Raw genomic sequence first — 25016 nt, 5'->3', positions numbered from 1 at the left:
TTTTTTTATAGCGCTTTGTGAATCGCCGCGCGCACCTACCAACCGGCCACGCCGCCGTCGCCCGCCATCACCTGGCCCTGGGCCCGCAGTGCCTCGATCAGGAAGAACGTCGCGCAGGGCGTCTCCACCAATTGGGTCTGCTGTGGGCCGATGCAGTAGCTGTGGCCCACGAAGCGGCCGCGCTTGACCTCGGGCGACAGCAACCCGCCGATCTGCCGACAGGCCAGTTCGCACCAGGCATTGCGCCCTGGCAGGCATTGCCACAGGCGTAGCAGCGCCAGCGAGGCGATGGCGATGGCGCAGGGGTCCGCCTCGTTGGCGCGCAGGCGCCCGGCGGCGGCCTGGGCGCCCCAGCGCTGGGTCCAGTACTCGCACGCCCGCGCGGCGGCCTCGGCGTATTCGCCGCCGTACCGGCCCACGGCCTCGGCCAGGCCCAGCATCGCCCAGGCCTGACCGCGCGCCCAGTGTCCGGGCGCGCTGCGCTGCCAGTGCCCGTCGGCGTGGCGCACGGCCTGGGCGGCCCAGGCGCCTGAGGGCTCGGCCAGGCTGTGCAGGCAGCGTTGCAGGTGGCGGCGCGCCAGGTCCGCGTGGCTCGCCACGGGGCTGCTGTGCAGCAGCGCCAGAGTCGGGGCCAGGGCATCGACATCGAGGGTGGCCGCCCCTGGCTCGCCTGCGCCCAGGCCGGTGCCCAGCCACCAACCGCCCAAGCCAGGATCGAAGTCGGCGGCCAGGGCAGCGGCGGCGCGCTCGGCCAACTGCCGCGCCTGTGCGCCATCCGGATGGCGGGCGGCCAGGCCGGCGCCGTACCAGAACACGAAGCTGCGGTTGAGGCTGGGTTCGGCCAGTTGCCCGTGCAGGCGCTCGCTCCAGGCCTGGGCTTCGGCCAGGTCAGTGGCCTGCCCGCTGAGCCCGGCGCGGCGCCACCACAGGGCAGCCCAGAAACCGCCCAGCCAGGAGCCACGCCGCGACAGCTTCCACGGCGTGTCGGGGGCCAGGCGATACAGCGGGAACTGCCCGTCGCACTGCTGCGAGACCCGCCCCAGCGGCGCCAGCAAAGCCTCGATGACCGCCTGACGCTTACGCTGTTCCGGCATCGCTGCAGCCCTCCTGCGTGCGCCGCGCCCGGTACAGGCTGCGGCACAGTCCGGCGCCCACGCACAGCGCCGCCATCAGCAGTGTCCAGCCTGCCGTGAAACCACCGGGCTGGCGCAGCAGCGCGGCGAACAGCGGCGGTCCGAGCGCGATGCCGCCGAAGAAACCCAGCGACAGCAGCCCGGCGCTGCCGGCCACGCCACCGAAGCGCGGCTCGCGCAGCAGCATGCTCATCGCCACCGCATTGCTTGCCACCAGGCTCAATCCCATGCCCAGCACGGCGCCCCACAGCGGCCAGAGCCGGCCCGGCGCCGCCTGCTGCAACAGCAGCACGGTGACCAGGGCGAACAGGAACAACCCGCCGAGCAGTGCGGTTTCATCGCGCAGCGCCGCGCCCAACGGGGTCAACAGCAGGCGCGAGAGGATGCCGGTGATGCCGAAGCCGCTGATCATCAGGCCAATGGTGGCCGAGGCGACGCCAAGACTGCTGGCATACACGCCAAAGAAGGTGATGAACGCTGACAGGCACAGCCCCGCGCAGCCCTGGATCGCCATCAGCCGCAGCAGCCAGCCATTGGGCCGCTGCACGCGCAGCGCGGTCTTGGCCGGTGTGGCCGGTGCGGCGATCTGCCTGCCCACCCACAGCGCCAGCAGCAGCGCCAGCGGTGCCCAGCAGGCCAGCGCCAGGCGCCAGCCCAGCGCTTCGCTGAGCGCCGGCAAGGCAATGCCTGCCAGCAGCGCCGACGCCTGCACCCCGGCCTGTTTGATACCGACCAGGCTGGCCCGTGGCGCATCGGGGGTCTGCGCGATGGCCTGATTGGTAGCCGGGTTGGCCAAGGCCTGCGCCGCGCCACAGAACAGCAGGGCCACCACCAGGCCGACGAATCCCGGCAGCACCAGCACCAGGCTGAACGACAACGCCACCAGCACGAACAGCGCGCGCAGCCCGTTGCGCGAGCCGATGCGCTGCACCAGCGCCCCGGCCCACGGCGACAGCAGCGCGGCCAGGCCGAAGGCGCTGGTGGTCAGCCAGCCCAGTTGCTGGCGGTCGATGCCCAGGTCGGCGATCAGTTGCGGGCCGAGCACGCCGAGGGCATAGAACACCATCATCGGCAGGCCCATGGCGCAAGTGAGCAGGGCCGCCAGCGGCACGTGTCGGTTCATGGCGCCCCCTTGCCGTGCAGGTGCATGGAGGGCGCCAAGGCATCGAAGGCCGCCCCGGGTTGCGTGGCCTCCAGCAGATCGCGGCCCAGGGTGCTGATCAATGCATCGTCGGTGCCGTCGAGGATGTGCGTGGTGCGCGCGCCGCGATAGATGCCCGACAGCGGCGACAGCTCGCTCAGGCCCTCGGCGCCCATCACCTGGATCGCCGAGTCCACCGCCAGCGACAGCGCCTCGCTGGCCGCCAGCTTGGCCAGGTTGACCTCGATGGCGTTGGCCTGGCCACGGTCGAACTTGGCCGCTGCATCCTGCAGCAGGCCGCGTGCGCTGGCGATTTCACGAAAGCTGCGGTACACCCGGGCGCGCACCAGTTGCTTGTCGGCCAGCCGTGCCTGGGCGCCGCGCGGCGAGTGCACCCGTGCGCACAGCGCGTCGAAGCAGCGCTGGGCCAGGCCCAGCCAGTGCGCCGCGCGCAGCAGGCGGCCCAACCCCAGGCGCTGCTGCATCAGCGCCAGGCCCTGGCCCGGTGCGCCCAGCACCTGGTCGGGCTGCACCCGCACCGCTTCCAGGTGCAGCTCGCCCTGACCCTGCTGGCGACCGAGCAGCGCCAGCGGCCGGACGAAGCGAAACCCTGGACTGTCGCAGGGCACCACCAGCATCGACAGCGCCGACTGCAACGGACCGTCGTCGGTGCGGGCGATCACGGTGGCGAAGTCGGCGCGCTCGGCGCGGCAGATGAACCACTTGCGCGCCGTCAGTTGCCAGTGGTCGCCTTGCCAGCGCGCCTGGCTGTTCAGCGTGGCGGGGATCGAGCCGATGCTGTCCGGCTCGGACATCGCATAGCACGGCACCTGTTCGCCGCGCACCAGCGGCAGGTAGAAGCGCTCGCGCAGGCTCGGGTTGGCGTGGCGGGCGAGCATATGGCAGTCCAGCGTGGCGTCGCAGCCCAGCAGCGCCGGGGCGAATTCGCTGCGTCCTTCCTCGGCGGCCACGGTCAGGTAGTCCACCAGGCTGGCGACCCGGCCGCCGTCGGCCACGGGATAGAAATTGCCGAACACGCCCTCGGCCTTGGCCTGAGCCTGCAACTGGGCCGTCAACCGCGCCGCTGCCGCATCGCAGCGGCCCAGCTCGGCCTCGCGCGGCAGCACCTGCTGCTCGACGAAGTGGCGCACCCGCTGCGCCAGGTGGGAGACATTCTCGCAGGCCATGGCTCAGCCCACCTGCCGCACGGGCTCGGCCAGGCCGGCAGCGTCGGCGGCCAGGGCACGTTTGTCGACCTTGCCGGCCGGCGTCAGCGGCAGGTGGCGGTAGAAGCGCAGGTACTCCGGCAGCTTGTTCACCTCCAGGCCCTGTTCGCGCAGGAACCCGGTGATGTCCTGCAAGGCGAAGCGCTGCGCGCCTTCGCGCAGGGTCACGCACAGGCACACGCGCTGGCCCAGGTCCGGGTCGGGCACCGGCACGCAGGCCACGCTGACCACGTCCGGGTGCGCCATGGCCAGCCCTTCGATCTGCACCGGGCTGATGTTGGCGCCGCCGCGAATGATGATGTCTTTCTTGCGCCCGGCCAGTTTCAGGTAGCCCGCCGGATCGATGAAGCCCAGGTCGCCCGTGCGCACCCAGCCCTCGGCGTCGCGGTAGCGCTCGTCCAGCTCCGGCGCGTTGACGTACTGCATGGGGCTCAGTGGCCCGCGCGCGGTGATCTCGCCGACGCTGCCAGGCGGCACCTCGCGGCCCAGGTCATCGACGATGCGGATCTCGCACACCGCCGGGTTGGGCTTGCCGACGCTGCCCAGCACCACCTCCAGCGGGTCGTCCAGGGTGTTGTGGCAGTTCACCCCGTCGGCCGAGCCGTAGAGGCTGATGAAGCCGCAGCCGAAGGCCTCGGTGCAGCGCAGCACGGTGGCTTCGTCGATCACCGAACCGCCGCAGATCAGCCCGCGCAGGCTGGACCTGTCGATCTCGGCCAGGGCCGGGTCGGCGGCGATGCGCTGGAGCATGGTCGGCACGCCGAGGATGAAGCTCGGGCGCAGGCGTTCGATGGCCTTGATCGCCTCGCTCACCTCGAAGCGCGGCAGCACCACCAGCGAGCCGCCCAACCAGCTGAGCACGCCGAAGGTGGCCGTGGAGCCGAACGAAGAGCCCAGCGGCACCAGGTACAGGCCCCGGAACTCGGCGCCGTCGTCGCTGATGCGTTGCAGGAAACGGCCGCGTCCGCCGATCAGCGCGTTGTGCGAGTAGGCCACCAATTTAGGCTCCGACTCGGTGCCCGAGGACACCAGCAGGCGCACCGGCGAATCCGGGCACACCCGAGGCAGGCTGGTGCTGTCGATGGGCGTGTGCTCGAACAGCGCGTCGAGGGTCGACCAGCCCGCGCGTGGCGCGCCGTCGACGATCAGAAAGCGCAGCGACAACAGGGTCGGGCGCAGCGACTCGATCACCTCGCACAGGTCGATGTCGGCGTACTGCGCCGGCACGATCACCGCCCGCGCATCGCAGCGGCGCACCAAGGCCTGGATGTCCAGTTTGCCGCGCCCCGGCGGGAAGGGCGCGACGATGGCGCCCAGCGCGGCCACCGCCAGGTCGATGGCGCAGCAGCGCCAACTGTTGCTCAACTGATAGGCCACCACGTCGCCCGCGACGATTCCCGACTGGCGCAGGCTGCCGGCCAGGCGCAGGGCCGCGCCGAGCAGTTCGGCGTAGCTGACGTGGCCCTCCGGCGACAGCACCGCAGGTTTGTCCGGCGTCTCGCCGGCGCGCTCGCGGAACAGGTCGAACACATCGCGGTTCGGGTAGCTGCCGTCTTCGCGCCAACGACGACGGGCGTTCTGGGGTACCAGGTCAATGATGCCGGCGGTGTTCATGTGAAACTCCACGGTGATTGAACGGATCGGTAGGTGCGCTGGCCGAAGCAGTCGGCCAGGCAAGGGTCGTTGGCCAACGCGGCCAGGTCTTGATGCACGCGGCTGGCCGGAATCCCGGCCTGTTGGCAGCGTCGTTGCCAGTGTTCGGCATCGGCGCTGGCCAGGCGCCGGGGCAGGTCCTGGGCCTCGCAGGGGGCGCCGAGCAACTGGTCGAGGGCGCGTCGCTGGGCGCGGGTCTGGCAGTCCACCGCCAGCAGGCCGTGGCCGGTCTCGAACACGCCTTGCAGCAGGCTGGGTGGGTTGGCGCTGTCGCTGGCCAGCAGCAGGTCGGCGGCGCCGAGCAGGGTGCTCTGCACCTGGCTGCCGCGTGCGTGCAGGCAGCGGTCGAGCAGGGCGGCGCAGACGCCTTGGGCGCTGATTACCCCGCCCAGCACATCGAGTGCGGTGAACAAGGTGCCGCCGCGTGTGCCACTGGCGCGGGCGATGCGTTCGGCCACGCCAGACCAGGCCTGTACGGTGAAGTCGGTGCCCGGCGCCTGCACGGCAGCGTCGCCCCAGCCGCCGGCATAGGCATGCACCAGCGACGGGTGCCGCGCGTGCAGGTCGGCGGCGTCCAGGCCGAGCTCGGCGGCCTTGCCCGGCGCCCAGTTATGCAGGAACACGTCGGCCTCGGCGCACAGCGCGTCGATTTCGGCGCGGCCGGCGGCGGACTTGATGTCCACCTCGCGTACCGACTTCAAGTGATTGAGCGCATCGAAGCGCACCGAGCAGCCGTCGGCGCACGGCGGCATATTGCGTAGCGGATCCCCGCCCGGCGGCTCCAGGCGAATGACCTCGGCGCCGAGCAGCGCCAGCAGGTGGCCGGCCAGCGGGCCTTGGATGCGCCGGCACGACTCCAGGACGCGAATGCCCTGTAACGGCAGCGCGCCGGGCACGCTGGTGGACCATGCCAGCGCTTGCGGCCCGGGCGTCAGGCGCCAGGGGCTGGACAGGCTGGCACGGTAGTCGGCGTCGGCTTGGCGCTGCGCCGGGCTGCGCAGGGGCACCAGCGCCACACCGCTGGCCTGCGCCTGGGCCTGGATCCGCGCCAATGGCAGGGCGGCCAGTGCGTCCAGGCACTCGGCGGGCATCGCTGCCACGGCCCTGGCATAGCGCAGCAGAAAGTGCTGCCAGGCTTTGCCTGCAAGGCTGTCGCTGATACCGAGCGCGCGCCAGAAGTGCCGCCACGGTTGGCTGTCGAGGGTTTCCAGTTCGAAGGCCGTGCCCTCCAGCGACACGAACGGCGGCCGGGCGAAGGCATCGTCCTGGCCGGGCAGCAAGCGCTCCGCGTCCTCCGGCGCGGTGGCGCCCGCCAGGTACTGGCCGATGCTCAACAGCGCGCCGCGCGCAGGGTCCAGGGTGACGCTGTGGAAGCGGCCGCCGCGCAGTTGGCCGACGGCGGCGGCCAGCGTGGCTTGCCAGGCCAGCGCTGCGTTCAGGCTGGCCAGGTAGTTCACCCCCAGTGCCTGCGCTCGGCCACTGGCGCGACCATGCACCGACATCAGGCCGCAGGCGGCCTGCAGGGTGAATTCGCTGGTCAGTTCCAAGGGCAGTGCAGTCGGCATCGCCAAGTGCGTGTGCAGCGGTTGCAGGTCGGGGTGCAGCAGGTGCAGTGCCGGCCCTTCGGCCAGGCCGTCGAGCGAACGCAGGCCAAGGCACTCGCCGTGCTGCTGCAGGGCGCGGCTCAGGCCCTGCCAGGCAGGCAGGGAGGGGCCGCTGCGCCAGCGCAGGCTGGCGTCATCGAGGATACGGGGCATGGGCGGATCTCGCGGACAGGGGACGGGCGAGCAGGCTTCGCGGGCGTACCCGCGAAGGGCTGGAGGGGCTTCAGCCGCCAGCGACGGCCGGCAGTACGGTCAACTGATCGCCCGGACGGGTCGGCGTGGCCAGCCCGTCGGCGAAGCGGATGTCGTCATCGTTGACGTAGATGTTGACGAAGCGGTGCACCTGGTCATCGTTGACCAGCCGCGCCTTGATGCCGGGGAAGCGGCTGTCCAGGTGCTCGATGATGTGGCGCACCGTGTCGCCCTCGGCCTGAACCTGTTTCTGCCCTTCGGTGAGCGGGCGCAGCAGGGTGGGAACCATCACTGAAACCGACATGCGAATCTCCTTCTTTGCGTGTGGGGCCGCCGTGGCGGCCGGTTCATGGCTGGACGGACAGCGGTTCCTCGAACACCCGCCCGTCGATGATGCGAAAGCTGCGCGCCGCATGCCGGGCCTCGGCCCAGGTCGAGACGATCAGGTAATGCACCTGGCCGTCGCTGGCATGGGCGATGTCCTCGCGGCTGGGCCAGGCTTCGCTGGCGGTGTGCGAGTGGTAGATCACCCGGCAGTCCTCGTCGCGCTGGTCCAGCTCGCGCCAGACCTGCAGTTGCTCGCGCGGGTCGAAGCTGAACCAGGTCGGGCTGGCCGCCTGGTTGCGCAGCGGCACCACGCGCCGGGCCAAGGCCTGGCCGCTGGCGGCGGCGATCAGGCCGCAGGCTTCGATTGGATGCGCGGCGCGGGCCAGGCGCTGAACCTCGGCCAGCGCCTGGGCGCTGATGCGCAGAACCATGTGGCTGTCCTCAATAGCTCGGCAGGGCCGGCTCGACGTCACGCACCCAGGCCAGCACGCCGCCTTCCAGGTCGCGCACCTTGCCGTGGCCCAGGCGTTGCAGGTCGCCGGCCACCGCGCGCGAGCGCATGCCTGACTTGCAGGTGATCACCAGGTCGGTGTCGTGGCCGTAGCGCTCGACGATCTGCGCCGCCACCTGCTCGGACTTGGGCATGAGCACGGCGCCGTCGATGCGCACGATGTCCCATTCGGTCGGCTCGCGGACATCGATGATCACCGGCGCGCGCCCGGCATCCTGCAGCGACTTGAGCTGCACCGCGCTGATCGCCGGCACCTGCGGTGCGTCGCTGGCCGCCGGCCGGTTCAGGCCGCACAGCGCCTGGTAGTCGCCCAGGGCGGTGACCGCCCGGCGTTGCGGCAGGCGCCGCAGGGGCAGTTGGCGATAGCTCATCTGCAGCGCGTCGTAGACCATCAGGCGGCCAAGCAGCGGCTCGCCGATGCCGGTCAGCAGCTTGATCGCCTCGGTGGCCATGATCGAGGCGATGGCCGCGCAGAGCACGCCGAGCACGCCGCCTTCGGCGCACGAGGGGGCCAGTTCCGGCGGTGGCGGCTCGGGGTACAGGTCGCGGTAGTTGAGGCCGCGACCGTCGGGTGCGTTTTCCCAGAACACCGAGGCCTGGCCTTCGAAGCGGAAGATCGAGCCCCAGACATAGGGCTTGTCGGCCAGGATGCAGGCGTCGTTGACCAGGTAGCGGGTGGCGAAGTTATCGGTGCCGTCGAGGATCAGGTCGTAGCCGCTGAACAGCTCCACGGCCATGTCCGCTTCCAGACGCTCGGTGTGGGTGCGCACCTTCACCAGTGGGTTGAGGCGGGCGATGGCCTGGCGTGCGCTTTCCACCTTGAGCTCGCCCAGGGTGTCGACGGTGTGGATCACCTGGCGTTGCAGGTTGGACACATCGACCCGGTCGAAGTCGATCACGCCCAATGTGCCAATGCCAGCCGCGGCGAGGTAGAGCAGGGTCGGCGAGCCCAGGCCGCCGGCACCGATGACCAGCACCTTGGCGTTCTTCAGACGACGCTGGCCGTTGACGCCGATGTCGGGAATCAGCAGGTGGCGGCTGTAGCGGTTCACTTCTTCGCGGCTGAGCTCGGCAGCGGGCTCGACCAGAGGCGGTAGGGTCATATCGCTTTCTTCCATTCAGTAGATACGAACTGGAACCATTTTCAATTGCGGCGACCGTCGATTCAATCCGTTGGTGGGGCCGATTCGTATGGCAAAGCGCGGGAAAACTATGGGGTTCGGTGGGCGGTGCTGCTGGGTAGCGTTGGGGGCTGCTGCGCAGCCCCGAATGCCTCACCCAAGGCCTTACGACTGGAACGTCGCCAAGTCCTCGCACACGGCGGCGAACGCGGCGAGGAAGTGGTCGGCCTCCTCGCGGCTGAGCACCAGCGGGGGCTGGATGCGCATCACCCGGTTGTTGTTGGCGGTGACGAAGGTGAGCACGCCGTGCTCCTGGGATAGCTTGGTCATGAAGCGCAGCACGAACATGTCCTCCAGGCTCTGCTCCACCGCCTCGGCGGCCGCTTCGAGATGCGCGCGGGCAGCGCCGGAGAGCATGCGGTAGGTGGCCATGGCCTGGCCGGGGATGCGCCCGGCCAGTTCCTTGACCAACGCCTGCACGCCGCCCTGCAGATCCTGCTGGAACTCGATGGCCAGCATCAGCCCGCGGCCACGCACCGCCACCAGGAACGGATAGCGCTCCACCAGGTGCTGCAAGCCGGCCTGCAGGTGCGCGCCGATCTCGGCGGCATTGGCGGTCAGGTCGTCCTGCTCCAGCACGTCCAGCGCGGCCAGGGCGGCGGCGGCGGCGAAGTTGCCGCCGCCGAAGGTCGAGGTGTGCAGGGCGAAGCGGTCGATGTCGCCATAGGCCCGCTGCCACACCGCCTCGCGCGACAGCGTGGCGCCAATCGGCACCAGCCCGCCGGACAGCGACTTGGACAGCACCAGGATGTCCGGCGCGGTGTCGTCCCACTGGCAGGCGAACAGCTTGCCGGTACGGCCCAGGCCGGTCTGGATCTCGTCGAGGATCCACAGGCAGTCGAACTCGTCGCACAGCGCGCGGACCCCGGCCAGGTAGCCCGGCGGGGGCAGGATCACGCCGCCTTCGCCCTGGATCGGCTCGACGATGAAGGCGGCCACATCGCCGCGTTCCAGGCGTGTGCGCAGCGCCTGGAGGTCGCCGAACGGCAGGCTTTCACAGCGCGGCAGCAGCGGCTCGAACGGCGTACGGTGCTTGGCCCGGCCGGTCACTGACAGCGCGCCGAGGGTCTTGCCGTGGTAGCCGTTGTCGCAGTACAGCACGCAGCGTTTGTCGCTGGCCGCCAGCGCCAGCTTGAGCGCGGCCTCCACCGCTTCGGTGCCGGAGTTGCTGAAGAACACCCGATTCAGCTCGCCCGGCGCCAGGGCCGCGAGGCGCTTGGCCAACAGGCTGGCATGCAGCGGCGCCGACAGGTACTGGATGAAGGTGGGGAACTGCGCCTGCAGGTAGCCTTGCAGGGCCTGGCTGATGGCCGGGTGGTTGTGCCCGGTGTTGAGGCAGCCGTAGCCGGCGACGAAATCCAGGAACCGTCGCCCGTCCAGGTCGGTGAGCCAGCAGCCCTCCCCATGGCTGAACACCCGCTCGATATGGTTGAACTGGTAGAACTCGCGCAGCACCGGGTTGATGTGATCGGCGAAGCTGTTCAGCACTTCGCGGCGCAGGGCCAGCGGTTCCTCGTGCGCATCGCGGGCTTGCAAGGTGCGACGCGGGTGGTGGTGGCGGTGCAGGCGGTCGAACGCCTCGCTGCCGAGCACCTCGCCTTCGCAGGTCATCGGCGAGGGGCTGAAACCATGGCGCTCGGCGATGCGGCCGATCTCCAGCACCTTGTCCACCGGCAGCTCGCGGCCCAGGGAGAACGGCTCGGCGCGGCCTTCCAGGGCCAGGATCATGGTTTCGGCCAGGCAGCCGTTGAGGCTGCGCTTGGGCTCCAGGCCCAGGCTGCGCAGGCCCAGGTGCACGGCGGGGCTGGCCGAGACCAGGCCGGCGTCCACCAGCAGGATGTCGCGGCGCTGGTGGTCCACGGCCATCACGTCCTTGGGCAACGCGGCGTCCAGCACCACCGAGCCCGGCAGCAAGCGACGCGGATCGATCAGGCCGCCGCTGGAGGTGGCGGCGACGTAGAAGCGCACCTGGGCGTAACAGTCTTCGAGGTTGTCGTGCAGGCTGACCTGGGCGTGGTACTGGCTGGGCAGGTACTCCAGGTGCGCCTGGGCTTGCTGGGCATTGCCGCGGTGCACCAGGCGCAAGCGGCAGCCCTGTTCGACCAGCAAGCGCGCCACCGCCAGGGCGATGGAGCCGGGATAGCCGAGCACGGCCACCTCGGCGTCCTGGGCGGCGATGCCCAGCAACCTGAGGCTGTCCATCAGGTTGGCATAGGCGGCGAAGGCGGTCAGCGAGTTGCCGGTGGTCACGGCCACGTCAGCCTGCTCCAGGGTGGCCACGCCACGGTTGCCGACGATCGCGGTGAAGCCGCCCAGGCCCACCAGTTCGGCGCCTTCGGCCTTGAGCGCGGCCACGCCCTGGAGCACGCGCTCGGCGATGGCCCGTGGCTGGCGCAGCATCTGCTCGGCGGTCAGCGGCATGAACTGCAGCATCCCCGAGCACTCGGCGCCACAGGCGCTGACGATGCGGCCGAAGTCGATGAACGGCACCAGGTTGCGGCGCTGCCAGCGTTCGCGCTGGTAGCCCCAGGCCTGTTCTTCCAAGGTGCGGTCGAGCAGGTCGACCAGCTTGACCTGATGCAGCAGGCCGGTGGAGGTGGGGTGGGCAATGAATCCGAATTTCATCAGCAGTTTTCCATGTTCAGGCGGCTCCAGGCCGTTTCCGAGACCAGGCTCAAGCCATCGCCCTCGGAGTTGTGGCCGAGCCAGACGTCGAAGAAGTTGAGGCGTCCCGGCGCGCTCAGCGCCTGGCGCAGGGTGTCGGGGCAGAAGTGCAGCAGGCGTGCGCGGCAGATGCTGATCGGGCCGAAGGCGCGCTCCTGCCACAGCGGCCCGTCGGCCAGGGGCACGTTGACCTGGCTGGCGCCGTGGCAGGCGTAGCGCTTGTCCAGGTAGGTCTGGATCATCGACAGCACACCGTTGGCCAGGTACATCACCGTGACGTTGCGCTGGGCGCCATCGGCGGCGCTGGCCAGGCTCATGGCCAGGCGCTGCTCGATGTCCGGCACCAGCGCGCGGGCGCCGTCGCCGATGAAGGCCAGCACATGCCGGCCGTCGTTGCGGGCGATGTACGGCAGCGACACCAGCGCATCGCCCATCAGTGCCCGGCCGTACCAGCCGGAAAAACCGGCGTCGGTACGCGGCAGGTTGCGCAGCGCCGAGAGGCTGCAGCGGCCGACGTCGAAGACGCCGGTATAACGGTAGCCGTCGCGCTCGATCATCTCGCCGAGCAGTTGGCCGAGACGGTGAAAGAAGAAGTTGGGCGTCATCGGCAGGGTTTCGATCTGATCGCTGGGCAGCACTTCGCGGGTGCGTTGCAGGCGCTGCAAGCGTTCGCGGCGCGCCTTGAGCAGCGTCGGCGGGACGGCCAGGCGCGGTTCGAGGTAGTCGAGCACGGTGTCCAGGTCGAGGGTGACCGGCAACTCGCAGAACGGCGCGATGTGCTCGGCTTGGCGGTTGATCTGCACGATGTGGAACAGGCGTTGCAGACGGCCTTCGGAGTAGGGCGTGGCCGACTGGTCGATCTTGCTTTTGACGAACACCAGCCAGGGCTTGTCCGGCGTGTCTTCGGGCTGTTCCAGAAAGGCGTGCACACGGCGGCTGAAGCCGTACATCGACAGCGGACCGAGGTAGTTGGCCACCGGTTCCTGGTCCTGGTAGGCGCACACGCTGCCGGGGGCGACGAGGCTGTCCGCCAGGGCGATGCCGCTGCGCCGGGCCAGCTCGACCACGCGCTGGCGCTCGCGGGCGTCGAGCCGGCCACATTGCCAGAGCACGCGCGAAGGGGCGTGGTTGAGCACCTCCAGCAGTTGTTCGAGGCTGGCCTGCTGCTGCGCACTCAGGTCATGGGCGGCGGGTTCGGTGGGCGCGGGTGGCGCGGGCTGATCCACCGCCGCGCGGGACTCCAGCACCGCTTGGGTGGCGAACAGAAAGGTCGGTGCCGGGCGCTGCGCCAGGGCCTCGAAGGCCTGTTCGACACAGGCCGGGGCTTCGTCGGGACGGCGTATGAAGCGCTGCCACAGGCCACGGGCGGCGATCACCTGGTGGCCGTCGTTGTCCGCGTCCAGGCTGCCCTGGAAGGCGAACCACACCGATTCGGGCGAGTCGGCGCAGATCACCAGGCCCGGCGCACCGGCGCGCTTGAGATTGGCCAGGGTGCCGCGCATCTCGTCGAGCATCCCCGAGGTCATCACGATCACATAGGCGCGCTGGTATAACTGCCAGCCGGCCAGGGCGCTGACCGCCAGGGCGTGCTCGTTGCAGGCGCTGTGGAAACCGCAGGCGGTGGGCCGCAGCAGCTCGCCGAGCGAGTCGAGAAAGCCGGCGACCATGGAGCCGGTGAAGAAATGGCAGTCCCAGGCCTGGCCCCAGCGTTGGGTCATGCGCTGCTGGATGTCGCGGGCCAGCGCCACCGGCTCGCTGGTCTGCAGTGTGGTGCGGGCCAGCAGGCGGTTGCAGTAGGCGTGTTCCAGGTGGTCGACGAACAGGCGCAGCAGGTCGGCGCGGCGCAGGGCCGGGTCGGGGTGGGGCACGCGCAGCAGGCGGTTGCCACCCAGCCGTTCGAGCCAATGCTGCAGGTGCTGCGGGTCGCACAACAGCACGGCGCTGCTGGGCGAGCGCCGGGCCTCGGGTTGGGCGTCGAGCAGCGCGTGCAGCGGATCGTGTGCGGGTTGCTGGGGCAGATGGCGGGTGTCCAGCAGCACGTGGTCGCATGGGCAGGCCGAGGGCAGCGCGGCGTGGGCCTGGGCGAGGTCGTCGAAGGCCAGCAGTTCCAGCGCCAGGGCGCCTTCGCCGGCCTGCTGGCGCAGGTACGCCTCGGCCTGGCCCGCCACCTGGCGGTACAGGCTGTCCAGGTGCGCGTCCGGCCAATGCTGGCTGGCCAACGGGGTCTCATGGCCCAACCAGTGGTTGAGCCGGTCGAGCACGGCGCTGACATCGGCCCGCAGCGCGGGGTCGCGGCTGATCAGGCAGATGCCGTAGCGGTGTGGCTTCATGGTTTGCCCTCCAGAGCGATGGCGGTGACACCGGGGGCGGCGTCATCGGGGGTGTGCAGCAAGGCGTCGGTGCTGCGGGCGATGCTGTGGCGCACCCGCCAGGCCAGCAGCAGGGCCAGCAGCAATCCGCCGCACAGGCTGGCGAGCAGGCCGCCGTAGCCCAGGCGGTCGAGCAGCAGGCCGGCGAGCACCGGCGCTGCCAGGCGGGTGATGACGAACAGGCTCGATTGCAGGCCGTAGTCGCTGGCGCTGCGCTGCTGGCGGCTGTAGAACAGGGTCAGGCCGAACATCAAGGCCGACACGGCGCCCATGCCCACGGCCAGCAGCAGTGCGCCGGCGATCAGCCACGCCGTACCCAGCCGCAGCCATACCGCCAGGCCCAGCACCAGCAGGGCGAGCAGGGCGCTCGACAGGTACAGGACGATGGCCCGCGCGGTGCCCAGCACGCCGATCAGCCGACCGCCGAGCAGGCTGGCCAGCGCACCGAGGGCGCCACCGGCGATGCCGACCACCCAGGCCACCTGTTCCAGGGCCAGGCCTTGGTCGAGCAGCAGTGGCTTGAGGTACAGCCAAGCCGCGCCGATGAACGGAAATGCGCTGAGCAGCAGCCAGGTCCACTGGCGCGCGGCCGGTTGGCTGAAGAAACTCGCCCAGTCGGCCATCACCCCGGGCGCCGCCGAGGGCTGCGCGGGCGCGCTGGGCAAGCGTCGTCCGACCCATAGCAGCACCAGCACGCCGAGCGCCAGCGCCGTGCCCATGATCGCGAAAGGCGCCTGCCAGCCCAGGCGCGCCTGCACCAGCAGCATCGCGCCGCCGCCGACGATGGCACCGACGAACAGCGCGGCAGCGCGAATGCTGCCGGCGCGCACCTGCTCGCGGCGCGGCAGCCAGTGCACGGCCAGGGCATTGAGCGGGATGTCCATCCAGGTGGCGATGAGGCTGATGGCGAACGTCATGGCGAACAGTGCCAGGCGCTGGTCGATGAGGTTGTCGCGGGCGATCAGCGCGTACAGCCCGATCAGCGCCACGCTCAGGGCCAAACACCAGCGTTGCAGGGGGGCACGGCCCAGGCGCACGCGCTGGACCGGCACCGCCAGCAGGAACTTGAACACCGCTGGCAGCCCGGCCAGTTGGAACAGCCCGATCTCGGTGCCGCTCCAGCCGTATTGGCGCATCACCAGTGGCAGGCCGAACATCAGGTAGATGCTCGGCACCGCCAGGGCCAGGTTGAGCCAGCCGAACAGCAGTTGCAGCGCAGTGAGGCGGGCGCGGGTCATGGCATCACTCCTTGGCCTTGCGGGCGATCACGGCGGTGACCGGCGTGACCGGGTAGCGGACCCCGTCGATCTGCTCCACGCCGCACCAACCGTTGTCCCGGAGCTGGCCCGCCAGTTCGCCTTCAGCCAGCACGTGGCGGCCCTGCAGGCGCATGTGCAGGTAGTACGGCAGCACCTGCGCGGCGGCCGCGCGGGCCTGGGGCACTTCGGCCTGGCAGCACACCAGCAGCCCGCCGGGGGCCAGGGCGGCGTGCAGGCGCTGCAAGGTGGCCGGCAGGTCGCGGACGAAGTGCAGCACCGAGGAACACCAGATCAGGTCGTAGCCGCAGCCGATGTCGTCGCTGTCGAGGTCGCCGCCCTGCGCATGCAGGCGAGCGCTGAGGCCCGCTGCGTCGATGTTGTGCGCGGCCACCGCGGCCGTTTGCGGGTACTCGAACACGGTGCCGCTGAGCGCCGGCAACTGCCGGGCCAGGGCGATGGCCACCAGGCCGGGACCGCCGCCGAGGTCGAGCAAGCGGCGCAGGCGCGGGTATTCCGGCAGGCTGGCCAGCAACGTGCAGGCGCTGTCGCAGGTGACCGCGCGCTGCTCCTGGGCGATCTGCAGGCGGGCGGCATTGGCCCAGGCCTGGTCGAGCTGGACGCTGGTCGGCGTGCGCCGGGGCAGGCCATTGCGCAGGTAGTCGTCGAGTTGCGCGCCGGTCTCGCGCAGCACGCGGTGGCGGAACATCAGCGCATCGCCGCAGTAGCTGGCGCCGTCGCTGCGCAGGTGACGGTCGGCCAGCGGGCGGTTGCGGTAGTGCGCTGGGTGCTGGGTATCGCGCTCGAGCAGGCCTTGGCTCCACAGCAGTTCGAGGAAGTAGCCGGTGCTGTCGGCGTGCCAGTCCAGGTGCTGTGCCAACTGGGTGGCGGGCTTGAACTGTTGCAGGTGGTCGAACAGGCCGTGTTCCAGGGCCAGGTGCAGGGCATCGGCGCCCAGTCCACCCAGTTGCAGGTCCCAACTGGGCTGCAGCGGATGGGCGGTGGTGAGGTCCAGGGGCGCCGGGTGCGGGCGGGGGGCGTGTCGGGTCACGTTAACGTCCTGTCGTGGGCTGACCCGCGCCTTTGGGCAGGTCACGGGTCTGAAACGAAACGGGGCATGGCCGAATCAGCGGAAAGGGTGGTATATATTAAATGAGAATCATTCACGCAAAGTATGCGAGCCGGAGCCGTTTCTATGCGGTGCGATGGCCGCCGACCCTCAGGGATGTCTTGATGAACACGACCAATGCCGTTTCCCGCCTGGGCCTGGATCAACCCCGCCGCCGTTCGGTGAGCAGCGACGGGCGTCTGCGCCTGCAACTGGACGAGACCTACGGGCAGTGCCACACCGACCTGCTGCAACTGGAGCAGGGGCTGTCCCTGGGCCGACTGCACTACCACCCCACGCGCACGCTGGTAGAAGAGACCTGTGGTCCGCACGACGGCCATGTGATGGTGGTCACCGTGGGCTTGCAGGGAAAATCCGGCTTTATCGGCCAGGACGGCAGCACCCTGGCCTTCGAGGCCGGGCACACCACCATCACCGCCTTTCGGGCCGCGCCGGGCGAGCGGCGCTACCAGGCCAACGAGACCGCTTCGCAACTGCGCGTGGTGATCGACCATGCCACGTTGTGCAAGTACGTCGGCGAGGCGCGGGCGACCGAGGTGCTGGGCAGCGGTCGCCTGCACCGCCTGGACTTTCGCCGCAGCTCCCAGGCCGCCCAGGCCCATGCCGCTGCGCTGGTGCGCTACCTGCAACCGGGCGGGCTGGACCCGGCCCATCGCCTGGACCTGCACATCCACACCCTCAGCCTGCTGGCCGAGCAGTTCAACCTGCTGGCACCGCAGCAGAGCAGCACGTCGGCGCTGAGCACGTGTGACATCCAGCGCATCGAGCGCGCACGCAACCTGCTGTGCGAGCAACTGGACAAGCCGCTGACCGTGGATTACCTGGCCACGGCGGTTGGCATGAACGAGCACAAGCTCAAGGAAGGCTTCCGCTACCTGTTCGATACCACCCCGGCGCGTATGCTGCTGGAGCTGCGCATGCGCAAGGCCATGACCCTGCTGGAAGCCGGGCAGCAGGTGGCGCAGGCGGCGTGGCAGGTAGGGTACAAGTACCCGAACAATTTCACCGTGGCGTTCACGCGCTATTTCGGGCGCTCGCCAAAGTCGATTTTCGGCAAGAAGCGCTGAGGGATCGGCGGGCAGCGGTCCGAGCTATTCAGCTTCGCCGCCGCCCTGGCCGGGACCGCTGTGCGGTCCAATCGCGACACAAGGCCACTCCTACCGAGATTTGAGCTGCGACCCAAATGTTGGACACCCGTCCACTTTTGGGGCGCAGCTCAGGCTTTTGTGGGCGCGGTGCGGGGGGAGTCACGGGCTCTACAACTCGAAGCTGAGCCTCACGCCCACTTCGCGCGGCGGGCTGTAGACGGTTACCGCGCCGTTGAGCAGGCCCTGCGCGTCATAGCGCTTGTCCATCAGGTTGTCGACATAGGCGCTGACCGTGTACTGGCCAAACCGATACCCACCGCTCACGTCCACCAGCCCGTAACCGGGCCGCTGGTAGCGATTGGCTGCATCCAGGTAGATCTTGCCCACGGCGCTCAGGCCACCTTGCACGTACCAGCCGCCATCGGCGTCGTAGCGCAAGCCCAGGTGGCCGGTGAGGTCCGGGGCGAAGGGGTTGCGGTGGTCCTTGTAGTCGTTGAGCCCCTCGCTGAAACGCTCGAAGCGCGTGCGGTTCAGGCCCAGCGCGGCGGTCAGCGTCCAGCGCTCGCCAAGCAGGTATTCCAGGTCCAGGTCCAGCCCGGTGGAGGTGGCCGACGCCGCGTTGGTGATGTACACCAGCCCCTGTTGCACCAACTGCTGCACTTGCATGTCGCGCACCTGCATGTGGTACAGCGCTGCCGAGTAGCGCAGGCGCTGATCGACGCTCAGGCCTTTGACGCCGATTTCGTAGCTGTTGACCCGCTCCGGGTCGTAGGCAGGGTTGCCGGCGTTGCTGGCGAAGGCGTTGAAGCCGCCGGCGCGCATGCCCTGGGTGTAGCTCAGGTACACCTGGGCGTCGTCGCTCAGGGCGTATTGCAGCGCGACCTTGGGCGTGAAGTGTTGCCAGCTGTCCGACTGGTTGCGGTTGCTGGCTGGATCGATCCAGGCGCGGGCGTATTCGTAGCGCCCACCCAAGGTCAGCGACCACGCCTCGGACAGCGGCTGCAGCCACTGCCCGAAGACGGCGGCGGTGTTGCCGCCCAGGTCGGCCTGGGTGCGGGCCAGCGCCATCGGCAGTTTCTGCTGGTAGTCCAGGCTGTGATCCTCGCGGTCGGCATACAGCCCCAGCAGCCAGCGGCTTTGGCCCTGCTCGCCGCTCAGGCGCAGTTCCTGGCTGAGGGTCTCGAAGTGGTAGTCGCGGGCCAGGTGCATGAGGTCGCGGGGCTGGAAGTCGGTGTCCTGGCGCAGGCGGTCGTCGAACACGCTGCGCGCGGTGATCGAACGCAGCTCGACCGTGTCGGACAGGGCGCGGCGCAGGTCCAGCGACCAGGTGTCGCCGCTGGAGTGGTTGCGTCCGGCCAGCCCGGCATTCACCGCCCGGTCGCGACCCTGGCGGCTGCCCCACTGCGAGGCCTCGTCACGGTATTTCAGGGCGCTGTAGCGCAGGGTCGCGTCGGTGAATTCATCCGGCGTCCAGCGTAGGGTCAGACGCCCGCTCTGGCGCTCGCGGTCGTCGGCCTTGCCGCCGGCGAAATCGTCGTCCAGGTAGCCGTCCTGGCGCTTCCACTGGCCGGCCACGCCGCCATACAGCGTGCCCTCGATCAGCGCCGTGCTCAGGTCGGCGCTGACGGTGCGCTTGTCGCGGCTGCCCAGGGTGGTGTCCAGTCGCGCGTAGTCGGCGGCGTCCGGCTGGCGGGTGAACACGCTGAGCACCCCGGCTTCGGCGTTGCGTCCGTACAGCGCCGACTGCGGTCCGCGCAGGATCTCCACGCGCTCGACGCCGACCAGGTCGTTGTCGAAGCCTTGCCCGCGCAACACCGGTACGCCGTCCACCAGCATCAGCAGCGAGTTGGAAAAGGCCGTGGCGTTCGAGGTGAGGCCGCGCACCACCGGCAACTGGGTGCCGGACTGGCCGAACGGCTGGAAGGTGAAGCCGGGTGTGCGCCGCACCAGTTGTTCGAGCGACTGCACCGGCGTGCTCTGCAGCGTCGTGGCGTCGATCACCGAGAGGCTGGCCGGCAGGCGCTCGCGCGACTGTTCCAGTTTGTCGCTGACCACCACGGTGTCTTCCAGCATCACCCGTTCGAGCGCGCTTGCCGGCATCGCTCCGCCTGCGGCCACCAGCCCGCCGAACACGCCCCCCAGCCATCCCCTCGTCATCTCTGCTCCCCGTGCCTGCAAGACGCACCCCGAACGGGCGCGCGACGGACGGCATTGTAGCTCGCTATCGAGAATCATTTGCATCGGTGCGCCTATGCGCAAGCGCTAGATTCCTATGCGCTGCGGCCCTGCGCGACGGTTGCCCGCGCCGACACTAACGGCTAAGGTCGCCGCCTTGATTCACGAGAGGCAACCATGGGCTACCTGATTATCGTCGCGCTGATCCAGGCGTTTTCCTTCAGCCTGATCGGCGAGTACCTGGCCGGGCATGTCGACAGCTACTTCGCCGTGCTGGCGCGCGTGCTGCTGGCCGGTCTGGTGTTCCTGCCACTGACCCGCTGGCGCCAGGTCGAGCCGCGTTTCCTGCGTTCGATGCTGCTGATCGGCGCACTGCAATACGGCATCACCTACGTCTGCCTGTACCTGAGTTTCCGTGTTTTGAGCGTGCCGGAGGTGCTGCTGTTCACCATCCTCACGCCGCTGCACGTGACCCTGATCGAAGACGCCTTGAACCGCCGCTTCAACGCCTGGGCACTGCTCGCGGCGCTGGTGGCCGTGGCCGGTGCGGCGGTGATCCGCTTCGACCGCATCAGCGGCGAGTTCTTCGGCGGCTTCCTGCTGCTGCAACTGGCCAACTTCACCTACGCCGCTGGCCAGGTGCTGTACCGCCACCTGATCGCCCGGCACCCGAGCGATCTGCCGCACTACCAACGCTTCGGCTATTTCTACCTCGGTGCGCTGATGGTGGTGCTGCCGGCGTTCCTGGCGTTCGGCAATACCCAGCGCCTGCCGAGCACCGACGTGCAATGGCTGGTGCTGCTGTTCCTCGGCCTGTGCCCCACGGCGCTGGGGCTGTACTGGTGGAACAAGGGCGCGTGCCTGGTCTCCGGTGGCACCCTGGCGGTGATGAACAACCTGCACGTGCCGGTGGGGCTGCTGCTGAACCTGCTGATCTGGAACCAGCACGAACCGCTGGGGCGCTTGTTCATCGGCGGCGCGGTGATCCTGGCGTCGGTGTGGCTCAGTCGCCTGGGCGAGCGCCGTGCCCCGTCGCTGGCGGGCAAGGGCTAGGCTCTGACTGAAAAGTTCTGAAACGCCGGGGAGACAAGGCGAAAACAGCCGAGGAACGGTCGGAGTCGCGCTCGACTTTACTGGTTGTAAATGAGCATTCCGACCGGGCTGGCGATCCAGGCTGTTTTCAACGCAGGATCACCAAGTATCAGGGCTTTTCAGACAGAGCCTAGGCGCGGCGAGCGCGGGCTGAGCCTTCACCCGGCGCGCCGGCAGCAAGGCATAGAGCGCCGGCAGCACGAACAGGGTGAACAGCGTGCCGATGAGCATGCCCCAGACCATCACCATGCCCAGCGAATGCCGGCTGTTGGCACCGGCACCGCTGGCCAGCAGCAGCGGCAGCGAACCGAAGACCATGGCGGCGGTGGTCATGATGATCGGCCGCAGGCGGATCTTCGCCGCGGTTTCGATGGCGCTGATCCGGTCCAGACGCTCGCGCACCTGCAGTTCGTTGGCGAATTCGATCATCAGGATGCCGTGTTTGCTGATCAGTCCGATCAAGGTCACCAGCCCGATCTGCGTGTAGATGTTGACCGTGGCGAAGCCCATCGCCAGCGGGATCAGCGCGCCGAGCAAGGACAGCGGCACGGTCACCAGGATGATCAGCGGGTCGAGCATGCTCTCGAACTGCGCGGCCAGCAGCAGGTAGATCACGATGATCGCCATGACGAAGGCCAGCGCCAGCGAACTGCCTTCCTGCACGTACTGGCGGCTTTCACCGGACCAGTCGATGCTGTAGCCGTCCGGCAGGCTCGCCGCTTCGCGTTGCAGGAAGGCGATGCAGTCGCCCAGGCTCACGCCGGCCGCCGGGACGGCTTGCAGGGTGATCGCATTCTGCTGGTTGAACTGCTTGAGGGTGTTCGGTTTGGTGGTGGTCTCGGCGCGCACCACGGCCGACAGCGGCACCAGCTCGCCACTGCGGCTGCGCACGTACTGTTGGCCCAGCGCCTCGATCGTCGAGCGGGCGCCCTGGGTGCTCTGGGCAATCACGTCGTAGGAGCGGCCCTGCAACGCGAAGCGGGTGGTGTAGCCCTCGGCCAGGAAGGTTTCCAGTGAATCGCCGATGGCCTGCATGGAGATGCCCAGGGCATTGGCCCGGTCGCGGTCGACATGCAGATCGACGTTGGGGCTGTCGAACTCGATGTCGCTGTCCAGGGTGGCGAACAGGCCACTGTCCCGGGCCTTGCGCTTGAGGCTGTCCATGGCGCTGTACACATCCTCGAAATCGGCGCTGGCGCGCAGGATCATCTGCACCGGCAGGCCGCCGGTGGAGCCGGGCAGGGGGGGCAGTTGAAAGGCGAAGAGGCTGGTGCCCTGGATGTCGCCGACACGCGCTTGCAAATCGCCCTGGATCGTGGCCGCCGTGCGTGAGCGCTCATCCCACCGGCTCAGGTTGACACCGGCGAAGCCGTTGGCCGGACCGTCGGTGCCGTTGATGATCCAGCGGCTGATCACCTCGGGGATGTCCTTGAATGCGTCGTCCAGTTCGGCGGCATAGCGCTCGCTGTACGCCAGGTTGGCGTACTGCGGCGCCTTGATCACCGTGAGGATCGAGGCCTGGTCTTCGGACGGCGCCAGTTCGTGCTGCGCGTGCAGGTACAGCAGCGGCAACGCCAGCAGAATCAGCACACTGCCCAGCACCACGGCCCAGCGCAGGCGCTGCACCTGGACCAGCACCCGCGCGTAGTATTGCTGCGCTTTGCTGAACAGGGCGTCGGAAAAGGCGGCGGTGCGGCTGGGCGAATGAGCTTTCATCAGCGTCGCGGCCAGCACCGGTGACAGGGTCAACGCCACCACGCCAGAGATGATCACCGCGCCCGCCAGGCTCAGCGCGAACTCTTTGAACAGCGCGCCGGTCAGCCCACCGATGAAGGCGATGGGCGAATACACCGCCGCCAGGGTCAGGGTCATGGTGATCACCGGCACGGCGATTTCCCGGGCGCCGAGCAGCGCCGCCTGCCAGGGCGAGGCTCCGTCGTCGATGTGCCGGTGCACGTTCTCCACCACCACGATGGCGTCGTCTACCACCAGGCCGATGGCTAGGACCATGGCCAGCAATGTCAGCAGGTTGAGGCTGAAGCCGAAGGCGAACATCAGCGCCGCCGCGCCCAGCAGCGACAGCGGAATGGTGACCAGCGGGATGATCACCGTGCGCAGCGAGCCCAGGCACAGGAGGATCACCACCGCGACGATCAGCGAGGCTTCCACCAGGGTGCGGGTGACCTCGTCGATCGAGGCCTTGATGAACAACGCGGTCTCGAAGGCGATGTCCGCCTCGACGCCGGGCGGCAGGGTCTTCTTGATCGCCGGCAGCAAGTTGTTGATCTGCTCGACGATGGTCAGCGGGTTGCCGGCGGGCGCGGCGAACAGGCCCAGGTGCACGGCCGGTTTGCCGTCCATCAGCGCGCTGGTTTCGCGGCTGGCGGCGGCCAACTCGACGGTGCCGATGTCCTTGACCTTGATCAGTTCGTTGCCGGCGCTGCGCAGGGTCATGTCCTGGAATTGCGCGATGCTCTTGAGGTCGGTGTCGACCTGGATGTTGGTGACTGTCAGGTCATCCTTGAGGTTGCCGGGGGCGGTCTGCACGTTTTCCGCGCGCAGGGCCTGGGCCACCTCTGCGGCGGTGATGTTGCGCGCGGCCAGGCGCGACGGATCCAGCCACAGGCGCATCGCCAACTGCTGGCCGCCGAAGGTCTGGATCTTGGCCACGCCGTCGATGCCGGACAGGCTGGGAATCACTTCCCGGGACAGGTAGTCGGTCAACTGCGCCAGCGACAGGGTGGTGGTGGAAAAGCCTACGTAGGCGACCGCCGTGGAGTCGCCAGCCGACTGTTCGATGACCGGGTCATAGGCTTTCTCCGGCAGCTTGTACTTGACCTGGCTGACCTTGGCGATCACGTCGGACAGCGCTTTGGTGGTGTCCGCGCCGAGCTTGAGCCGCACCTGCACCGTGCTCAGGCCCTGCTTGGTGGAGGAGCTGATGTAGTCGGCGCCCTCGATGGTGGCGCTGGCCTGGGCGATCGGCTGGGTGACGAAACCTTGCATCAGCTCGGCGGAGGCGCCGGGGTATTCGGTGGTCACCGTCACCGTGACGCTGTCGAGCAGCGGGTACTGACGCACCGGCAGGTTGTTGAGGGCCAGCAGGCCGGCGAGGACCAGGAAGGCATTGACCACCAGGGCGAGGATCGGCCGGCGCAAAAACAGATCAGTGAAGTGCATGGGCCGCTCCTTGCCGGGCTGCTTGAGCCGGGGCAGGGCTGGGCACGGGTTGGACGTCCTGCCCGTCGCTCAGGCGGTTCTGCCCGACCTCCACCACTTCGTCACCGGGCTCGAGGCCTTCGGCGATCACCCGCCAACCCTCGCTGCGGGCACCGGTCTTCACGGCGACCCGATGCACCTGAGCGCGCTGCTCGTGGCGGGTAATGCGGTACACCACATCGCCGTAGGCGCTGCTGACGATGGCGGTGGTCGGCACCACCAGGGTGGGCGCGGCAGAGGCGCGCACCACGCGCACATCCGCCGACATGCCGGGCCTGAGCGCGGGGGGCGCCTCGGTCAGGATCGCCTGCACGCGGGTCATGCGTGTGCTGTCGAGCAACGGATCGAGGGTGGTGATGCGCGCGGAGTAGGTCTTATCGGGCAGGGCGCTGAAACTCAGCAGCACCGCCTGGCCCTGATGGACCTGGGCGCTGGCGTGTTCATCGAGGGAGAAATTCACCCGCAGTTCGCTGAGGTCGATCAGGCTGGCGAGGGTGTCTCCCGGGTTCACGTACTGGCCCACATGCACTTTGCGAATGCCGAGCTGGCCGGCGAAGGGCGCGGTGATGGTCTTCTGCGCGATCACCGCCTCGACTTTGGCCAGCATGGCCTTGGCCGCGTCCAGGTCGGCCTGGGCGTTGTCCAGGTCTTCCTTGGCCACTGCACCTGCCGGGATCAGTTGGCGGATGCGTTGCAGACGCTTTTGCGCCCTGGCGGCCAGTGCCCGCTGATGATCGGCTTCGGCCCGCTCCGGCGCGCTGTTGAGGGTCACCAGCCGCTGGCCTTTCTGAACCCTCTGGCCGGAATCGAAACTCAGCGCCTCGACTTTGCCGCCCACTTCCGCGCTGACCAGCACTTGTTCGCCCGCTTCCAGGCTGCCGATGCTGTCGAAATAACGGGGTAGCGACTGGGTCTTTGCCTGGACGGTTTGCACGTTGGTGGGCGCCGGCGCTTCGCCGCTGGCCTGCTGCGCCGTCGTGGTGTTTGGCATGGCGTACACCGCGATAACGATGACCAGCACTAGGCTGACGAATAGAGCAAGTTTCTTGCGCATGG

At 69.0% G+C, this 25016-nt stretch carries 17 protein-coding genes; 2 read left to right on the top strand and 15 right to left on the bottom strand.

The window, feature by feature from the left end; genetic code table 11:
- Positions 1-35 precede the first annotated feature (35 nt).
- The 12 genes from GKC70_RS17520 to GKC70_RS17465 all read right to left on the bottom strand — a co-directional run bounded on the left by GKC70_RS17520 (position 36) and on the right by GKC70_RS17465 (position 16308).
- Positions 36-1094 (bottom strand): glucuronyl hydrolase, encoded by a 1059-nt coding sequence (locus tag GKC70_RS17520; protein WP_342649419.1) that lies wholly within the window; start codon positions 1092-1094, stop codon positions 36-38.
- A complete protein-coding gene (locus GKC70_RS17515) occupies positions 1078-2256 on the bottom strand; it encodes an MFS transporter (protein ID WP_342649418.1) in 1179 nt (392 codons plus the stop codon). The genes GKC70_RS17520 and GKC70_RS17515 overlap by 17 nt, the downstream gene beginning before the upstream one ends.
- Positions 2253-3461, bottom strand: a complete 1209-nt coding sequence (locus GKC70_RS17510) for an acyl-CoA dehydrogenase family protein (RefSeq protein ID WP_342649417.1) — start codon at positions 3459-3461, stop codon at positions 2253-2255. The genes GKC70_RS17515 and GKC70_RS17510 overlap by 4 nt, the downstream gene beginning before the upstream one ends.
- 3 nt (positions 3462-3464) lie before the next feature.
- A complete protein-coding gene (locus GKC70_RS17505) occupies positions 3465-5114 on the bottom strand; it encodes a class I adenylate-forming enzyme family protein (protein WP_039576171.1) in 1650 nt (549 codons plus the stop codon).
- Entirely contained in the window at positions 5111-6910 is a 1800-nt protein-coding gene (locus GKC70_RS17500; RefSeq protein WP_342649416.1) for a CoA transferase, read from the bottom strand. Before GKC70_RS17500 ends, GKC70_RS17505 begins: the two co-directional genes overlap by 4 nt.
- Positions 6911-6980: 70 nt before the next feature.
- A complete protein-coding gene (locus tag GKC70_RS17495) occupies positions 6981-7253 on the bottom strand; it encodes a MoaD/ThiS family protein (RefSeq protein WP_342649415.1) in 273 nt (90 codons plus the stop codon).
- A 43-nt stretch (positions 7254-7296) separates the two neighbouring features.
- Complete coding sequence (locus tag GKC70_RS17490; protein WP_039576175.1) at positions 7297-7707, bottom strand: M67 family metallopeptidase; 411 nt, start codon at positions 7705-7707, stop codon at positions 7297-7299.
- A gap of 10 nt (positions 7708-7717) precedes the next feature.
- On the bottom strand, positions 7718-8890 hold the full coding sequence (gene moeB / locus GKC70_RS17485; RefSeq protein WP_342649414.1) for a molybdopterin-synthase adenylyltransferase MoeB: 1173 nt from the start codon (positions 8888-8890) through the stop codon (positions 7718-7720).
- Between the two features lie 183 nt (positions 8891-9073).
- Positions 9074-11593, bottom strand: a complete 2520-nt coding sequence (locus GKC70_RS17480) for an aminotransferase class III-fold pyridoxal phosphate-dependent enzyme (protein WP_039576177.1) — start codon at positions 11591-11593, stop codon at positions 9074-9076.
- Positions 11593-13962 carry a decarboxylase gene (locus GKC70_RS17475; protein WP_342649413.1) on the bottom strand — a complete coding sequence of 790 codons (2370 nt, stop codon included), beginning with the start codon at positions 13960-13962 and terminating at the stop codon, positions 11593-11595. The genes GKC70_RS17480 and GKC70_RS17475 overlap by 1 nt, the downstream gene beginning before the upstream one ends.
- Positions 13959-15239 carry an MFS transporter gene (locus GKC70_RS17470; protein ID WP_342649412.1) on the bottom strand — a complete coding sequence of 427 codons (1281 nt, stop codon included), beginning with the start codon at positions 15237-15239 and terminating at the stop codon, positions 13959-13961. The genes GKC70_RS17475 and GKC70_RS17470 overlap by 4 nt, the downstream gene beginning before the upstream one ends.
- A gap of 4 nt (positions 15240-15243) precedes the next feature.
- Complete coding sequence (locus tag GKC70_RS17465; RefSeq protein ID WP_342649411.1) at positions 15244-16308, bottom strand: methyltransferase domain-containing protein; 1065 nt, start codon at positions 16306-16308, stop codon at positions 15244-15246.
- A gap of 182 nt (positions 16309-16490) precedes the next feature.
- Here GKC70_RS17465 and GKC70_RS17460 point away from each other — a divergent pair, with 182 nt between their 5' ends.
- Positions 16491-17453, top strand: a complete 963-nt coding sequence (locus GKC70_RS17460; protein WP_342649410.1) for an AraC family transcriptional regulator — start codon at positions 16491-16493, stop codon at positions 17451-17453.
- Positions 17454-17642: 189 nt separating this feature from the next.
- Here GKC70_RS17460 and GKC70_RS17455 read toward each other — a convergent pair whose 3' ends face one another.
- A complete protein-coding gene (locus tag GKC70_RS17455; RefSeq protein ID WP_342649409.1) occupies positions 17643-19631 on the bottom strand; it encodes a TonB-dependent receptor in 1989 nt (662 codons plus the stop codon).
- Between the two features lie 195 nt (positions 19632-19826).
- Here GKC70_RS17455 and GKC70_RS17450 point away from each other — a divergent pair, with 195 nt between their 5' ends.
- Positions 19827-20702 carry a carboxylate/amino acid/amine transporter gene (locus GKC70_RS17450; protein ID WP_342649408.1) on the top strand — a complete coding sequence of 292 codons (876 nt, stop codon included), beginning with the start codon at positions 19827-19829 and terminating at the stop codon, positions 20700-20702.
- A gap of 138 nt (positions 20703-20840) precedes the next feature.
- Here GKC70_RS17450 and GKC70_RS17445 read toward each other — a convergent pair whose 3' ends face one another.
- Together GKC70_RS17445 and GKC70_RS17440 are read right to left on the bottom strand one after the other, a co-directional pair.
- The gene (locus tag GKC70_RS17445; protein ID WP_342649407.1) at positions 20841-23921 is read right to left on the bottom strand and encodes an efflux RND transporter permease subunit; all 3081 of its coding nucleotides are present in this window, start codon (positions 23919-23921) and stop codon (positions 20841-20843) included.
- Positions 23908-25014: an efflux RND transporter periplasmic adaptor subunit gene (locus GKC70_RS17440; RefSeq protein ID WP_342649406.1), complete on the bottom strand. Its 1107-nt coding sequence runs from the start codon at positions 25012-25014 to the stop codon at positions 23908-23910. The genes GKC70_RS17445 and GKC70_RS17440 overlap by 14 nt, the downstream gene beginning before the upstream one ends.
- Positions 25015-25016: the final 2 nt, after the last annotated feature.

This window comes from Pseudomonas sp. REB1044 (assembly GCF_038813925.1).
Lineage (GTDB): Bacteria > Pseudomonadota > Gammaproteobacteria > Pseudomonadales > Pseudomonadaceae > Aquipseudomonas > Aquipseudomonas boreofloridensis.
This window is presented reverse-complemented; position numbering and strand designations above follow the sequence as displayed.

What these genes read in the sequence shown, in the direction of transcription:
- GKC70_RS17520 (WP_342649419.1), bottom strand. Translation starts at nt 1,094, where the DNA reads ATGCCGGAACAGCGTAAGCGTCAGGCGGTCATCGAGGCTTTGCTGGCG.
- GKC70_RS17515 (WP_342649418.1), bottom strand. Translation starts at nt 2,256, where the DNA reads ATGAACCGACACGTGCCGCTGGCGGCCCTGCTCACTTGCGCCATGGGC.
- GKC70_RS17510 (WP_342649417.1), bottom strand. Translation starts at nt 3,461, where the DNA reads ATGGCCTGCGAGAATGTCTCCCACCTGGCGCAGCGGGTGCGCCACTTC.
- GKC70_RS17505 (WP_039576171.1), bottom strand. Translation starts at nt 5,114, where the DNA reads ATGAACACCGCCGGCATCATTGACCTGGTACCCCAGAACGCCCGTCGT.
- GKC70_RS17500 (WP_342649416.1), bottom strand. Translation starts at nt 6,910, where the DNA reads ATGCCCCGTATCCTCGATGACGCCAGCCTGCGCTGGCGCAGCGGCCCC.
- GKC70_RS17495 (WP_342649415.1), bottom strand. Translation starts at nt 7,253, where the DNA reads ATGTCGGTTTCAGTGATGGTTCCCACCCTGCTGCGCCCGCTCACCGAA.
- GKC70_RS17490 (WP_039576175.1), bottom strand. Translation starts at nt 7,707, where the DNA reads ATGGTTCTGCGCATCAGCGCCCAGGCGCTGGCCGAGGTTCAGCGCCTG.
- moeB (WP_342649414.1), bottom strand. Translation starts at nt 8,890, where the DNA reads ATGACCCTACCGCCTCTGGTCGAGCCCGCTGCCGAGCTCAGCCGCGAA.
- GKC70_RS17480 (WP_039576177.1), bottom strand. Translation starts at nt 11,593, where the DNA reads ATGAAATTCGGATTCATTGCCCACCCCACCTCCACCGGCCTGCTGCAT.
- GKC70_RS17475 (WP_342649413.1), bottom strand. Translation starts at nt 13,962, where the DNA reads ATGAAGCCACACCGCTACGGCATCTGCCTGATCAGCCGCGACCCCGCG.
- GKC70_RS17470 (WP_342649412.1), bottom strand. Translation starts at nt 15,239, where the DNA reads ATGACCCGCGCCCGCCTCACTGCGCTGCAACTGCTGTTCGGCTGGCTC.
- GKC70_RS17460 (WP_342649410.1), top strand. Translation starts at nt 16,491, where the DNA reads ATGAACACGACCAATGCCGTTTCCCGCCTGGGCCTGGATCAACCCCGC.
- GKC70_RS17455 (WP_342649409.1), bottom strand. Translation starts at nt 19,631, where the DNA reads ATGACGAGGGGATGGCTGGGGGGCGTGTTCGGCGGGCTGGTGGCCGCA.
- GKC70_RS17450 (WP_342649408.1), top strand. Translation starts at nt 19,827, where the DNA reads ATGGGCTACCTGATTATCGTCGCGCTGATCCAGGCGTTTTCCTTCAGC.
- GKC70_RS17445 (WP_342649407.1), bottom strand. Translation starts at nt 23,921, where the DNA reads ATGCACTTCACTGATCTGTTTTTGCGCCGGCCGATCCTCGCCCTGGTG.
- GKC70_RS17440 (WP_342649406.1), bottom strand. Translation starts at nt 25,014, where the DNA reads ATGCGCAAGAAACTTGCTCTATTCGTCAGCCTAGTGCTGGTCATCGTT.